This window comes from Halopelagius inordinatus, assembly GCF_900113245.1.
Classification (GTDB): Archaea; Halobacteriota; Halobacteria; order Halobacteriales; family Haloferacaceae; genus Halopelagius; species Halopelagius inordinatus.
The window spans coordinates 172,760-187,334 of record NZ_FOOQ01000003.1; the positions used below are offsets into that span (position 1 = coordinate 172,760).

At 64.7% G+C, this 14,575-nt stretch carries 10 protein-coding genes and 1 pseudogene; 9 read left to right on the top strand and 2 right to left on the bottom strand.

The features are described from left to right. The first annotated feature begins 30 nt into the window (after positions 1-30). From BM167_RS13430 to BM167_RS13445, 4 genes are all read left to right on the top strand, one after another. Positions 31-1,086, top strand: coding sequence for a glycosyltransferase family 4 protein (locus BM167_RS13430; RefSeq protein ID WP_092893235.1), 1,056 nt, complete (start codon positions 31-33; stop codon positions 1,084-1,086). A gap of 332 nt (positions 1,087-1,418) precedes the next feature. After that, positions 1,419-2,411: a pectate lyase family protein gene (locus BM167_RS13435; RefSeq protein WP_092893236.1), complete on the top strand. Its 993-nt coding sequence runs from the start codon at positions 1,419-1,421 to the stop codon at positions 2,409-2,411. 163 nt (positions 2,412-2,574) lie between these two features. After that, positions 2,575-3,969, top strand: a complete 1,395-nt coding sequence (locus tag BM167_RS13440) for a sulfatase family protein (RefSeq protein WP_092893237.1) — start codon at positions 2,575-2,577, stop codon at positions 3,967-3,969. A gap of 143 nt (positions 3,970-4,112) precedes the next feature. Then, positions 4,113-5,237 (top strand): DUF354 domain-containing protein, encoded by a 1,125-nt coding sequence (locus BM167_RS13445; protein WP_092893238.1) that lies wholly within the window; start codon positions 4,113-4,115, stop codon positions 5,235-5,237. A 319-nt stretch (positions 5,238-5,556) separates the two neighbouring features. On the opposite strand, the gene BM167_RS13450 is transcribed toward BM167_RS13445, so the two are convergent. After that, the gene (locus tag BM167_RS13450) at positions 5,557-6,777 is read right to left on the bottom strand and encodes a Gfo/Idh/MocA family protein (RefSeq protein WP_092893239.1); all 1,221 of its coding nucleotides are present in this window, start codon (positions 6,775-6,777) and stop codon (positions 5,557-5,559) included. A 158-nt stretch (positions 6,778-6,935) separates the two neighbouring features. On the opposite strand from BM167_RS13450, the gene BM167_RS13455 reads away from it, so the two are divergent. The 3 genes from BM167_RS13455 (at position 6,936) to BM167_RS13465 (ending at position 10,824) form a co-directional block, all read left to right on the top strand. Beyond that, positions 6,936-7,853: a sugar phosphate isomerase/epimerase family protein gene (locus tag BM167_RS13455; protein ID WP_092893240.1), complete on the top strand. Its 918-nt coding sequence runs from the start codon at positions 6,936-6,938 to the stop codon at positions 7,851-7,853. A 96-nt stretch (positions 7,854-7,949) separates the two neighbouring features. Beyond that, positions 7,950-9,095, top strand: coding sequence for an FG-GAP repeat domain-containing protein (locus tag BM167_RS13460; protein WP_092893241.1), 1,146 nt, complete (start codon positions 7,950-7,952; stop codon positions 9,093-9,095). A gap of 223 nt (positions 9,096-9,318) precedes the next feature. Further along, positions 9,319-10,824: a lipopolysaccharide biosynthesis protein gene (locus tag BM167_RS13465; protein WP_092893242.1), complete on the top strand. Its 1,506-nt coding sequence runs from the start codon at positions 9,319-9,321 to the stop codon at positions 10,822-10,824. A gap of 348 nt (positions 10,825-11,172) precedes the next feature. On the opposite strand, the gene BM167_RS13470 is transcribed toward BM167_RS13465, so the two are convergent. Then, positions 11,173-12,201 carry a glycosyltransferase family 2 protein gene (locus BM167_RS13470; protein ID WP_092893243.1) on the bottom strand — a complete coding sequence of 343 codons (1,029 nt, stop codon included), beginning with the start codon at positions 12,199-12,201 and terminating at the stop codon, positions 11,173-11,175. A 406-nt stretch (positions 12,202-12,607) separates the two neighbouring features. Here BM167_RS13470 and BM167_RS13475 point away from each other — a divergent pair, with 406 nt between their 5' ends. After that, entirely contained in the window at positions 12,608-13,567 is a 960-nt protein-coding gene (locus BM167_RS13475) for a universal stress protein (RefSeq protein WP_177213375.1), read from the top strand. 505 nt (positions 13,568-14,072) lie between these two features. Next, a pseudogene (locus tag BM167_RS13480) lies at positions 14,073-14,575 on the top strand (cytochrome bc complex cytochrome b subunit); the annotation flags it as partial.

Here is a 14,575-nt window from a genome sequence, read left to right on the forward strand (position 1 = left end):
CTATCCACGGTCCCGCCGGTGTAACACTCAATGCGGGCAACAGATATCATGCTGGTCGGACCGGCGGGAAAGCCGACCGGTGGAATCGCACAGTACATCCGCGAGCAACGGCAACGCCTCGGTGACGGCGTCTCGGTTCGGGTCTACGACGTGGCCGTCGACGACACGGACTCTCTGTCGGCGTTCCTCTGGGCGGCGTTACAGGCGGTCTGGCAGGTGCTCTGTTTTCCCTTCCGGCGACCGCCGGACGTCCTCCACGTGCACTCGAGCCACTGGTACTCCTTTTTCCAGTCGAGTCTCTACGTCTTCTTCGCGTCCGTCGTCTGGGAGGTTCCGGTCGTCTTTCACATCCACGGGTCGTCGTTCGACAGTTTCGTCCAGTCTGACTCTCGTCTCCTCCGGTGGTACCAGTCGCTCGTCTTCGAGCACTGCGACAACGTCATCGTGCTCTCGGAGTACTGGCAGGAGATAATCGGCCCGCGCGTCGGCGAAGAGAAGACGACGGTGCTGCCGAACGCCGTCGACCCGGACGAGTACGAACCGGAGTACGGCGCGCGCCCGCCGCACGTCGTCTTCGTCTCGAACCACATCGAACGGAAGGGCATCCGCGAGTTCACGGAGGCCGTCGACGAACTCCTCGCGCGCGGCGAGGACTGCCGCGTCACCATCGCCGGGTCGGGACCGCTCTCACATCTCGCGGAGAACCTCGCGGAGCGACATCCCGAGGTGACTTACGAGGGGTACGTAAGCGAGGAACGAAAGCGCGAACTGCTCTGTGAGGGGTCCGTGTTCGTGCTCCCGACGCACGCCGAGAACCTACCCATCGCGCTGTTGGAGGCGATGGCGGGCGGAAACGCTCTGCTCACGACGACGGTGGGAGCGATTCCGAGCCTGATAGACGGAAACGGCGTCCTCGTCGCGCCGGGCGACGCCGATTCGCTCGCGGCGAACCTCTCGGACCTGATAAACGACCCCGAACAGGTCGACGCGATGGGGGCGCGGAGTCGCGCGCAGGTCGAACGCGAATACTCGTGGCCGGTGACGGTCGAACGCCTCGAAGAGTTGTACCGGCGGTTGCAACACTGAGGCGGACTCCGAGACGCAGTCCGTCGCCATCTACTGGACGTACCTGTTCTCGCGGGACCACACAGACGCGAACACGTTCTCCGCGTCGATGACGACCGCGTTAACGAGCTATTAACGCCCCGATAACAGCGTTTCATCGAAGTCGGGGAGAACCGTTCGGTCGCGTTTGGGGACTTCTACAGGGGCCTCATAGCCCCGTTTCGACTGAAACAGTCTCTCCGACACATTCACTAATTAGAGAAAGTCTCTAAGTTAATAATATAGTTACAGACATAAAAAGCACGGAATAATCGAAGCACTTATCTAAATAATCCCTAATTAACCGAGCGTCCATGGCAGATAGACCGAGCGATACGGGCAGAACGGACGGGGACGAGGAACCGACGCTTCTCGGCCGACGAGACGCGCTTCGACTGGGTGCGGCGGCCGCGGCAGTCGCCACGGGTGCCGCCGCGTCGAGCAGTTCCGTCGCCGCGGAGGTTCAGCACAACGACATTTCGTTCGACCGCCGCGTGAACGCCGTCGAAGACCTGGGTGCGGACCCGACCGGGACCATCCCGATCGGCGGCGCACTCGGGGGAGCGGTCGACGACGGAGTGTTCGTCGAGTTCCCCGCGGGGACGTACCGGGTGAACATCCCGATAGAGATGGGCGTCCGAACCGGGTTCGTCGGCGTCGGCGAAGCGGCGTCGGACGTGCAGTTCGAGCCGACCGGTGCGGCGGGGAACCGCTGGCTCGAGTTCGCCGACACGACGGACAGCATCGTCGGGGGGTTCACCGTCGTCGGCGATACGGCCGGGAGCATCGGAGGAACGGTCGACGGGTCGGTCGTCCTCGCCGACGTGGCGTACGACGCTGCGGTTCCGGCGCGGGCGGGGTCCCGGTCGCACACGCTGGAGATAGAGTGGATGGGCGAGGACGTCACCTACGAGTTCACCGTCGAGGGGACCACGGAACCCGGCGACGACCTCACGGAGGGGAGAGCGGTGACGTTCGGTCCGAGCACCGAGGGATACCTCACGGGCGGGTTACACCGGTTCGAGTACACGGGGACGCTCTCCGACCTCCGTCTTTCGACCGAGGCGCGAGTCGCCGTCGACGGCGTGGAAATCGACCCCGCGGAACCGAGCGAGGACACCGACGTGGAGTTCTTCGCGGCCGCCGAGAACACCTCCGCGACGTACGACCTCGTCGCCTCGCGCCGCGCGAGCGAACACGGGACGACGCTCGACGTCGGGGACGACGACGTCGTCACCGTCGTCGACGGCATCGAGCGTCTCTCTATCGAAGGGAGCGCACTCGTCGACCTCGCGCGCAAGTACTGATTCGGGACTCGACCCGGTAACGACGCTGATTCTTCGTTCGATGTCGAATTCACCCGACGGACGGACCGTCGGCTAAGGCCGGTCATAAACGACGATACGCGCGGCCGAGCGGACGTTAGCCGCTGACGAATTATCCGTCCGGGTGCTGTTCGAACGGTATCCAATGTCCCGAGACGTCGTCTGGATAACGCTCGAGAGCGTCCGTCAGGACCACAGTTCCCTCGGCGGGTACGACAGAGACACGACTCCGTTCCTCCGGTCGCTCGCGTCGCGGTCGGACGCCGCATCGTTCACCAACTGCTTTTCGCACGATATCTGGACGCGGTCTTCGAGTGCGTCGATACTGACGGGACTGACCCCCTCGGCACACCGGACGTGGTCGCAAGAGGACCGCCTCGTGAAGGACGTTCCGACCGTCGCAGAGGCGTTCCGCGACGCGGGATATCGGACCGCCTGCGTCTCTCCGAACCCGCAACTGACCGAGGCGACGGGCCTCGACCGAGGATTCGACCACTTCCACTACCTCAGTAAGGACACGCTCGTCGACGAGGCCGGGATTCCGACGATGATCAAGTATCTGGCCGGTCTCCGGCGGTACTCCGCGGGCTACACGACCGACACGCGGAAACACTCTATCGGCTACCTCGACAGGGCGCTGACGAAGCGTCACGTCGACGCGGCCGCCGAGGAGGGAACGCCGCTCTTTCTGTACACCCACCTCGGCGACAGCCACCACCCGTACCACCCGCCGCGACCCTACCAGGACGCGTTCGAAGACGGGTTCGACATGAGCCTCGACGACGCCTTGGAGACGTCGATGGACATGTCCGAACACATCTACGAACACATGGCCAGCGGGCTCCCGTTCTCTGACGACGAGTGGAACGCCATCCACGCGATGTACGACGCGGAGATACTCGGCGTCGATCAGACGACCCGACGCATCGTCGAGTACGCCGAGTCGCGACTCGACGACCCCATCGTCGTCGTCACCTCCGACCACGGCGAACTGCTCGGCGAGTCGGGGCTCCTCGCGCACATGATATCGGTCGAAGACGCCGTCTCGAACGTCCCGATGGTCGTCTCCGGCGTCCCCGGCCTCTCCGGCGTCCACGACGAAATCGTCCAGCACGCCGACGCGATGCAGACCGTCCTCGAAGCGGCCGGCGTCGATTTCGACCTCCCCGTCGGCTACGACCTGCGCGAGAACGACCGCGAGTTCGCCGTCACCCAACGGAGCGGTGCCCGCGCGCGAGGGAAGTTCGCGAAGCTAGCCGAGTCAGGCGACGCCTTCGACGAGAGCCGGTACCACTCCGACGACGTCACCAGCCTCCGAACGCCCGAGTTCCGGTACACGCGAAGCACGGACGGCGACGAACTGTTCTCGGTTCCCGACGAGACGGACGTCGGCGACGACCGCCCCGAACGCCGCGCGGAACTGGCCGAGGTGTGCGAATCGTGGATGAACGAGTACGGTCTTCCCTACTCGGACCAACAGGAGCGTGCGGAGTTCGACGACTCGATGAGCGACCACCTCGCCGACCTGGGGTATCTCTGACTCGGCCGTCGGAATCGGGTCTAGCCGCAGTTCGCCGACGCATAACAAAACACGTTCTCGCCCGCAGTACAGACGATGACGAGTACACATACCGCGTCGTGGACGACGCGAAGCGACGACTGTGCGACTGTCGGCGTGGAGGGATGGACGTGAGCGAGGCCACACGCTCGTCGAGGGAGGCGGACGCGGAGACGGAGACCGAATCCGCGCGCCGGGGTGGCCCGGTGAAGGTGTGGGTCGACCTCGCCAGCCCGAGCCACCCGTTTTTCTTCAAGGCGCTCACCGACACCCTCTCGAACGTCGAGACGGAGGTTACCGTCCGCGAGAAGACGGAAACCGTCCCGCTGGCCGAGGAGGTCGGATTCGACTTCGAGACCGTCGGCAAAGACTACGAGAACCCGACGCTCCGGAAAGTGGGAATCCCCATGCGAACCGCGCAACTGACCGTTAGCGCGCCGAGCGCCGACGTCGCCCTCTCGTCGCGAAACGCGATGTGCATCCTCGCGGCGAAGGCGCGCGGGACGCCTTCGATCCACTTTACCGACAACGACATCTGCGCCTACGTGGACGACCTGAAAGCCGAGGAACTCTACCACCGACTCGAAGCGCAGGCGACGCACAACGTCGTCCCGGAGGCGTTCGAGACGTCGGTTCTCACCGACCGCGGCGCGGACTCCGATAGCGTCCACACCTACGACGGCTACAAAGAGGACGTCTACGTCGCGGAGTTCGAACCGGACCCGACGTTCCCCGACCGACTGCCGTTCGACGGCGAGGAGTTCATCGTCGTCCGCCCGGAAGCGCTCTCCGCGACGTACGTCGACGCGGACGGAAGCATCGTCCCCGACATCCTCGCGGGCGCGGCCGAACGCGGCATCAACGTCGTCTACCTGCCGCGGAGCGGCGACGACGAACAGTTCGCCGACGGCGTCCCCTCCGAGAACGTCTACGTCCCCGAGGAGGCCCTCGACGGCCTCGAACTCGCGTGGCACGCGCGGTGCATGCTCACCGGGTCCGGAACGATGGCGCGGGAGGCCGCGCGCATGGAGACGCCCGCCGTCTCCTTCTTCCCGAGCACGCGCATCTCGGTGGACCAAGCGCTCATCGACGAGGGTGAGATATTCCACTCTCGCGACGCCGAAGAGATTCTCGACTACGTCGAATCGCTCACCGACGACGACGTGACCCCCGACCTGACCCGCGCAAAGCGAGTCCGTCGCGAGGTGGCGGAACTGACCGCGGACCTCGTCAACGAATCTGTCGAGTAAGGACGGCGGCGCGGGGCGAAATCTCCGGTTTTCTGCGGACGCGGTGGGGTCGAAACGAGGGTTCTGTGGGCTTTTTTACCGACTAATCGTGAGGGAGACGGGGCCAACCGTCGGTCCGGGTGAGTTACTCCGGACACGGTGGTGCCGGTCCGCGAGGGGGAACCGAACTGTCGGCGCGCGAACCGAGACACCGGCGAAATCGGAAGTCGGAGCGACGAAACGACGAGGAACCGAGGGTCGGCGGCGCGCGCGGACACGGAGAGGAGAGGAGAGGAGAGGAGAGGAGAGGAGAGGAGAGGAGAGGAGAGGAGAGGAGAATTTACGACCGAGTGACGCGCCGAAGCAAGCGCGACGGGAGCGAGTCAGCGGACCCGTTCGACGCCGGGTCGGCGTGGCGCGCGGCGCGCGAGGGGAGGTCCGAATCGGGGCCGACCGCACCGGCTTCGACCATCGCTTCGAGGGGGTTGTCGTCTATCTCCAACGGGAGGTCGACCCGCCCGCGGCGGCGCGAAGACTCCCACGTGGCGAAGATGAGTTCGTCCGCCGCGAGTGCGTCGCGGCCGTTGAGTTCCGACTCCTCGCCCGTTCGGATCGATTCGACGACTTCCTCGATGGCGCGGGCGGTGTAGAGGGGCGGGTCCAACCGGCCCGCGAGTTCCTCGGACACCTTCGCGAGGAGGAATCGGAGTCCGAGGCGGGGTTTGCTCAGTTGCGGCCGGTAGCGCCCGTCCGTCCCGCTATCTGCCGTCTTCCACTTGCCGCCGTCGCGGCGGTACGAGACGGTGCCGTCGTCGCCGACTTCGACGACGCCGTCGGTGCCGACGAGTCGAACGAGTGCGCCAACGAACTCCTCGCCGCGACCGGTGGAGGCGAGTCCGTAGACGCCGTTTTCGTAGCGCCACTGCGAGACGGCCTGGTTCTCGTTGTGCGCGCCGAACAGTTTGTTCTCGTCCGTGTAGTCTATCTGACCGAGCACCCACTCGACCGACGCGCCGTCGTTGTAGAAGTTCGCGAGGTCGAACCCGTGCGTTCCGTTGTCGTAGAGGTCCTCCTCGTGGAACTCGATTCGCTTCAGTTCGCCGACCGTCCCTTTGTCGAGGAGTCGTTTCGCCTCCCTGTACGGGCGACCGAAGCGCCGTTGATGGTTGATGGTGAGAGAGACGCCCTCGGCGTCGCACACCTCGACCATGCGCCTCGCGTCCGCCCACGTGGTCGCCATCGGCTTCTCGCAGTGGATGGCGCGAACGACGCCGCTTCTGGCCACGTCGACCACGATGTCCGCGTGGACCGCGGGCGGGACACAGACGCTCACCACGTCCGGTTCCGCCTCGGACAGCATCTTCTCGTGGTCCTCGTAGACGCGGTGGTCGGGAACGCCGTACTCCTCGGCGAACGCCTCCGCGTTCTCCGGGACGAGGTCGGCGCACGCGACGATTTCGCAGTCGTCGAGTCGGTCGTACCCCTCTGCGTGACGGTACGCCATCGCGAACCCCTCACCGTCCGGTGCTCCGGTTCCGACGAAACCGATTCGGTAGGTCACGGACGGGAATACGGCGTCCGCCGCGTTGAATATGGACGAGATAACGGGCCGGACGCCGGACGGACGGCGCGAACGCAGCGATCGCTGAAACGGCCGCGTGAGGGCCTGAAACGGCTTAGTAACTGTATTACAATGCTCGCGACGGAGGATTCGCGGGTATGGAGCGTCCACTGCGTCCCGCCTTTCAACTGCACAGCGTCCGAGAGTCCTCGGACAGTCTCCCCGACGTGATTCGGCGCGTCGGTGCCGCGGGGTTCGAGGGAGTCGAGTTCGCAGACCGCTTCCGCGACGCGGACCCCCACGCCGTCGCCGACGCTCTCGACGATTCGAGCGTCGAACCCGTCGCCGCGCACGCCGACCTCTCGACTATCGAATCGGCCGTCGCCGGGGAGAACGACCTGCTCGACCGGTGTGAGACGGTGGGCTGTGACCGCCTCGTCGTCACCCGCGTTCCGGCGTGGGACGTCCGCAGTCGGTGGAACGTCCGCGAACTCTCCTACCGCATCTCGGACCTCGCGCACGAACTCGACGCTCGCGACGTCGACGTCGGCTACCGTAACGGCCGAACCGACCTCTGGCCGTTCCTCCCCGACCGAGTGACGGAGGTTCTCGGGGCGTCCCCGCTTCCGAGGGAACTCGCCGCCTACGCGTCTCGCGGACTGGCGGAGTTCCGCCGCACCGACCGGATCCGAATCCCCGACGACACCGGGTTTTGGAACCTCGCCGCGCGCACGACGCCGGACGACCTGTTCTTCGAACTCGACGTCTGCGAGGTGTACGCCGCCGGGTTCGACCCCGCGGCCGCGTTCGACGCCGTCTCCGGCCGCGTACCGACGATGTATCTCCGGGACGTGGCCCCGACAGGTCGATTCGGCGCGTACGAGGACGTCGAACGCGGAACCGGCGTCGTCGACACCGGACACGTCCTCAGAGAAGCGTACGACGCGGGCGTCGAGTGGGTCGTCTACGGGAACGAGACGGGCGCGTCGCCGAGCGAGAAAGTCGAAGACGGCGCGGCGTTGGTCAGGCAGTTCTTCGCGGAGGAACGGTCACAGACCGTCAGTTCGGCGCGGTGAGACGGCCGGTCGAACTCGTCGCGACGACGGAGCGTTCGCCGCGCGGGCGTTAACCGCGTCATTACAATCTCTCTCTCGTAGTGTTACTCCGAGTACATGGAGTTTCAACACAGCCGTATCGACGATTCTCCGCCGTGCGGTCAGATGAGCTTCTGTCTCACGACCGACCTGACCGGAAACGGTCTGCCCGACGTCATCGTCGGTGCACTCGGCGGCATCTACCCGTTCACGGTTCCCGTCCTCGGAAAGGAACTCAACCTCCGAAAACTGCCGGGCACTCGCGAGGTGATAAAGCAGATGGAGACGAACATATTCTGGTACGAGAACCCCGGATGGGAGCGTCACGACGTGGCGACGGCACCTGACCTCTCCGTCGGCGGGTCGCTCGGCGACATCTCCGGCAACGGGACGATGGACATCGTCGCCGGACAGAACCTCAACGAACACGACCTCTACTGGTTCGAACAGCCCGACGACCCCCGCGAGGAGTGGACGCGCCGCCTCATCACCGACGACTTCGAGAAGTACCACGACACCGCCGTCGCAGACGTCGACGGTGACGGCGAGGACGAAGTCGTCGTCCTCTCTCAAGAGAGCGCAGTCGTCTTCTACTACGACATCCCCGACGACCCGCGGCGCGAACCGTGGCCCGTCGAGAACCGCCACATGGTCGCAGAGGACCTCAACGTGGAGGGCGTGGAAGTCGCAGACGTGGACGGCGACGGTATCGTCGAAATTCTGGCCGGGCCGAACGTGTTCCACCGGAACGACGACGGGACGTGGGACCGCGAGAACTTCGCGGAGGGGTGGCCGTGGACGCGCCTCGCCGTCGCGGACATAGACGGCGACGGCGAAGACGAGATTCTCGTCACCGAGGGCGACCTGCCGTACCAAGACCCCGACGACCGCCGCGCCCGCCTCGGCCTGTTCGACCCGCCGAACTGGACGCCGACAATCCTGCACGACGACCTCTCGAACCCCCACAGCCTCCAGGTGGCAGACATAGACGGCGACGGCTCCTTGGAGATATACGTCGCGGAGATGGGTCTCGAAGACGGACACTCGCCCCGGCAGTTCGTCTTCCACCGAAACGAAGACGGAACGTTCGAATCGGAGATAATCGAGGAAGGCGTCGCGACCCACGAGGCGAAACTCGTGGACTTAGACGGCGACGGGAACCTCGACATCGTCGGGAAAGGGTACTCCGAGCGAATCGTCGACGCGTGGTTCAACGTCGCCTGAGGTGACTCTCTCGACTCTGTGCCGTCGAGACGTCCTCGTCGCCTCGATTGCGACCACAGCGTCGTTCGCAAAGCGGGCGGTTTAATCGCGGAGAATCCGGGTTTTGGAGTGGCTTCCGAACGAGCGAATCCTCCGCCACGACATTAATTCAGATATAACGATACCAACGTAGTACACCAAATCGAGTAATGAAGCAGTCAGGTGCACGTGGGGGACTGGTACCGTGAGCGACCGTCTTCGCTCACTCGTAGAGCGGCTCATACCCACCGGTGGGACCGCGGAACGGGCCGTAAAGAGCGCGATTTGGGCGATGGGGCAGAACGCGTTCGGCCGCGGCCTCCAACTGGCGATGCTCGTCGTCGTCGCGCGCCTCGTCGGCCCGGCGGAGATCGGTCTCGTCGGCATCGCGTTGCTCGTTCTCAGCGGCGTGAAGAAGTTCACGAAGATCGGTCTCAACGACGCACTCGTACAGCAGGTCGAAGAGAACGTCGACGAGCACCTCAACACCGTGTGGGTGCTCGAAATCGCCCGCGGGATGCTCATCTTCGTCGTGCTGTACTTCACCGCGCCGATCATCGGGAACATGGTGTTCAGCGAACCGCGGGCGACGGATCTCATCCGCGCCATCGGCGTCTCACCGCTCATCCTCGGCTTCCGGAACCCCGCGGTGGTGTACTTCAAAAAGAGCCTCGACTTCCACAAACAGTTCGTCTATCGCGTCGGCGGCAGCATCGCGCAAGTCAGCGTCGCGATCGGATACGCCCTCATCTGGCCGAGCGCGTGGGCGCTCGTCTTCGGGTACGTCGCGAAGGACGCCGGTCGCCTCATCGCCTCGTACGCGATGGATTCGTACCGACCGCAACTGGAGTTCAAACGCGACTCCGCGCGTGACCTCATAGACTACGGCAAGTGGGTCACCGGGTCCTCCATCCTGTTTTTCCTCTACAGCGAAGGCGACGACGCCTTCCTCGGGTGGCTTCTCGGTCCGGCCGCCTTGGCCTTCTACCAGTACGGGTACCGGTTCTCGAACGCTCCGGCGACCGAACTGGGTAACGTCATCTCCTCTGTGATGTTCCCGGCGCTCTCGCAGGTGCAACAAGACAGTCAACTCATGCGAGAGGGGTTCCTGCGAACGGTACGGGTGACGTCGTTCGTCGCGGCGCCGGTTTCCTTCGGCATCGCCGTCGTCGCCCCCGACTTCGTCATGGCGCTTTTCGGCCCCGACTGGATGCAGATGGTCGTCCCGATGCAGATTCTCTGTATCTACGGCTTCCTCCGGTCGCTCGGAAAGACGTTCGGACCGGTCTGGAAGACGCTCGACCGGCCGGACCTGGTGACGAAGCTCTCTGCGATTCGCGTGGTCATCATGGCGGCGCTCATCTGGCCGGCGACGGAGATGTACGGAATCGTCGGTACGGCCGCTCTCGTCACGGCGATATACGTATTCCCGATGATGCCGCTCGACCTCTACGTCACGGTCGACATGATAGACGTGAGCTACGGAGAGATACTCCGAGAGATAGCGTATCCGGTCGCCGCGAGCGCGGCGATGGGAGCCGTCGTCTGGTACGTCGATTCGATGATATCGTTCATCGCACCCATCGAACTCGCAGTGAGCATAGTCGTCGGAATGGCTGCGTACAGCGTCTCCGCCTTGGTCCTCGACCAGCAGTCGAACTGGGGAATCGTCGGGAACATCCGCGGCATCGTCACCGAAGCCCGCCGCTGAGACGACTCCCGACGGCCGGTCTCTTCTGTCGTTCGTGTGAGTACGAGGCGTGCGTCGCTGTCGGCCGTGAGCGCGTCGTAGACGACGAGCAGGCTCACCGGACGGCCCGAACGAGTCCCGGCGTCGGAGAGCGACTCTGGACCGAAGAACGCGAACGAGAGCCCGGGACAGGGCGCGACAGTCGAGGCGATGCGCACAACGGTCCGTCCGAGCGATGCATCGAAGAGAACGTCCGCGCCGAACTCGGAGACGCACCGACACGGCTAGCCAGAGCGTCCGCCGTTTCGATGCGTCTAGCGAGAAAGAGACAGCGAGGTGCGACCGATAGCGGCGAAGAACGGTGCCGTGTTATTCGTCGTCGAAGTCGGCGGACGTCTCGTCGAACTCGCCTCTGTACTCGGTTTCGAGTCGGTCGGCGGCGCGGGCGTCCAATCGACATCCGAGGACGAAGAGTACCGCGCCCGCGACGCCGGATGCCGCCGACCCGAGGACTCCCGAGGAGTCGCCGCGGGCCGCGTTCCGGAGGGCGGAGCCCGCGCCGAAGAGCATCGCGACCGTCCCGAGGCAGTAGGCGACGACGGCGGGAACGTACCGAGCGTCCGAAGAGCGAACCGCGAGGCGGCGAAGGAAGTTGCGCAGGAGCAACCCGGACAGTCGGGGAACGAACTCTCTGTAGACGATGCCGCTCTGTTCTTCCCCGTACACCGCTCGGTGCGGGACGTTGACGACCCGGAAGTCGTTGACGTTCAGCGTCGTCAGGAGGTCGTTGAGGAACCCGTACCCGTCGTAGAGTTCGTCGAGAGCTATCTCACGAAGCGCGTGGACGGAGACCGCCGTGTACCCGTTCTGGGAGTCGACCGTCTGCCAGTAGCCGCTCGAGAGGTTCGTGAGCGACGTGAGGAGGTGGTTGCCGAACAGTCGCCACCTGCTCATGTCGCCGACGTTCTCTCGCCTGCTGATCCGGTCGCCCTTCGCGTAGTCGGCGCGTCCCTCGACGATGGGGTCCAAGAAGCGATGGAGTATCGACGGATCCATCTGCGCGTCGCCGTTCATCACCGCGACGACGTCCATCTCGTCTTCGATGGCCGCGCGGTAGCCGGTTTTGACGCCCGCGCCGACGCCGTGGTTCGTCTCGTGTCGGATCGGAACCACGCACTGTCCATCGTGGTGTCCGCCGTCGGTCGCCATCGCTTTCGCCCGGTCGTCGTTCAGTCGCCGCGCGGTGCGCCGAATTTCGTCCCACGTGCCGTCCGTCGAACCGTCGTCTACCGCGTAGACCCGGTCGACGAACGACGGGACGGTCTCGATCGTTCGCCCGACGAGTCCCTCCTCGTTGTGTGCTGGTACGACGACCGCGATGCGATTTCCGTTGTACATAGATGAGATGTCTCCGACGGCCACCCCCGGGGGTGCGACCACGCGACGCGAACGCGTCACCCGGCGACACGCACCGTCTTCGGTGAGTGGCCTACGTCCTCGAATCCAACGTATCTGTATGTAGACTTTGTTATAGACTGGTTTTTCGAGGTAGTCGCAAACTTCGGGAACGAGGCCTGCGAGCACCCGACGAGAGGCGTCGGCAGACGTCGGTCCCGCGTCCAGCAGTCCACCCTGTGAGACGGCCGATTCGAGGGCGCTCGCTCGCAATCGACCGCGGTCCGCCCCGTTATGAGTGTCGTAACCGCGGTTCGGGGCGAGAGACGTGAACATGCAATTTGCGCTTCACAGGTATTGATTCGTGAACATTCGGTGGCATTATATGTGCTCGAGGGGTGCACGTCACATGGACGCAAAGCCGAGCGACGACCGGTCGTCGGACTCTCCGGCGGACGGCCATCGCTCGTCTCCCACCGCGGACGGGGGGTCGGGGAACTCTCTACGCGAGGGAGAACCGATACTCGTGCCAGTAGTGAACGACGAGTCGACGGCGCAGGCGTTCACGTACGCCGTCGCACTCGCGGACGCGACCGGTCGCGAACTCGTGTTTCTCGACACCGCTCCGAACCAGACGCCGTCCGACGTCCCCGAAACCGACGGGGCGCGTTCGGCCGCGGAACGCGCGTTGCGGGCGCGAGCCGTCTCCGACGGGTCGGTTTCGGCGACCGGTATCGTCCGCGACGAGAACAGTCTCGCCGTCGCAGTCGAGAATGCGGTGACGAACCTCGGAGCCAGAACTGTCGTCGTCGAGGACGCGCCGACCGACCGCGTACTGTCGGAACTTCGACCGTCGATAGGGGAGCGAATCGCGTCCGCCACCGACGCGGACGTGGTGCGGACGAACGGCCGCGGGAGTTTCGACGGGGTCCGGTCCGTCCTCGTCCCCGTCGCCGGGGGTCCGCACTCGGGACTGGCGGTAGACGCCGCGAGAGCCTTGGCGGCCGCCACCGACGCGTGGATAGACCTGCTCCACGTCGTCTCGGCCGACGCGTCGGAAGCGGACCACGACGCCAGTCGGGCCGTCCTCGCGGACGCAAACGACCGACTCTCGTCGTTCGACCGGGTGGACACCTGGTCCTTGGAGGCGGAACCGAAACATGACGTGGCCGACGTTCTCGTGCGACAGGCGCGCTACTACGACGCTATCGTCATGGGCGCGCCGAGGAAGGGCCGACTTCGCCGGTTCGTCTCGGGGTCTACGACCGAGTCGGTGAGCGAAGACGCACAGGTACCCGTCGTCGTCGTCTCCGACGGCACCGGTCGTTCGTGGACCGAACGGACCGCGTCCGCGGACGGCGACGACTGAATCGACGGAACTGCCGATCGGTATCGACTCTTTTCGACACCACCGTGTCCGCGGAAGCGAGAGCGATATCTCCACCGGAGGCGATAGCGGTTTCAGTCGTACAGCCGGAGAGAGCGAACAGAAGAACATAGACTTTCGGACGGACCGGACAGGCGGCGAAACCGGGGAGGTGAGTCGCCGGACCATCGGTGGGAAACTGGATTCGAAACGAGGGAGAACCGCTCGGACGACGAACCGACGCCGGGGATACGCGAACGCCCGGTTCGCCGTCGAGGGGAGCGTCGTCCGACGCGAACCACCCGAATCCAGAGCGCTTCTCGGGGACGACTGAAAGCTAACAATCGAGGGACCAATATTCTCTGTATTCGAATTTCGACCGCATACGCCGCCCCTCGAACGCGTTCGAACGTCTCGTTTCTCTGAGACTATTTCCGAAAAGACGCGTGACTCTCCTCGGGGAAACATCTATTCTCGTGGAGTGTCCGATACTAGCCGTGTGAGTACCATGTCAGATGATACCGAATCGCTCGACGGCACCGAACGGACCGACGGGTCGGGCCTTCCGGTCTCCCCCGACGACGAGACGCCGACGTGGAGCGAACGCAAGAAGCGGTCGGTGGGTCTCAACCGGCTGACGTACGAGTACTTCGAACGCTCTCGTCGCGAGGATCAGGACCTCAGACAGGAGTCGAGCTACGTCGAACGCGACGTGCTCGGCTTCCCGACGTGGCCCCACGAGATAATCCGGAACCTCTCTATCGCGAGTTTCTTCGTCGGGGTCATCCTGTTTCTCTCGGCGACGATGCCGCCGCACATCGGCGCGCCAGCGAACCCCAGTTCCACGCCGGCGATTATCCTGCCCGACTGGTATCTGTACTGGTCGTTCGGCCTGTTGAAGCTCGGCCCGCTGAACCCCGAGTTGGCGATTCTCGGCGGCCAGAAACTGACCGCGGACCGGACGTACGGCGTTCTCGCGAACGTCGTCGTCGTCGGTATCATCGCGATGGT

Bases quoted from the DNA above. Each gene is read 5' to 3' on its own strand.
- BM167_RS13430 (WP_092893235.1), top strand. From the start codon at position 31: ATGCGGGCAACAGATATCATGCTGGTCGGACCGGCGGGAAAGCCGACC.
- BM167_RS13435 (WP_092893236.1), top strand. From the start codon at position 1,419: ATGGCAGATAGACCGAGCGATACGGGCAGAACGGACGGGGACGAGGAA.
- BM167_RS13440 (WP_092893237.1), top strand. From the start codon at position 2,575: ATGTCCCGAGACGTCGTCTGGATAACGCTCGAGAGCGTCCGTCAGGAC.
- BM167_RS13445 (WP_092893238.1), top strand. From the start codon at position 4,113: ATGGACGTGAGCGAGGCCACACGCTCGTCGAGGGAGGCGGACGCGGAG.
- BM167_RS13455 (WP_092893240.1), top strand. From the start codon at position 6,936: ATGGAGCGTCCACTGCGTCCCGCCTTTCAACTGCACAGCGTCCGAGAG.
- BM167_RS13460 (WP_092893241.1), top strand. From the start codon at position 7,950: ATGGAGTTTCAACACAGCCGTATCGACGATTCTCCGCCGTGCGGTCAG.
- BM167_RS13470 (WP_092893243.1), bottom strand. From the start codon at position 12,201: ATGTACAACGGAAATCGCATCGCGGTCGTCGTACCAGCACACAACGAG.
- BM167_RS13475 (WP_177213375.1), top strand. From the start codon at position 12,608: ATGGACGCAAAGCCGAGCGACGACCGGTCGTCGGACTCTCCGGCGGAC.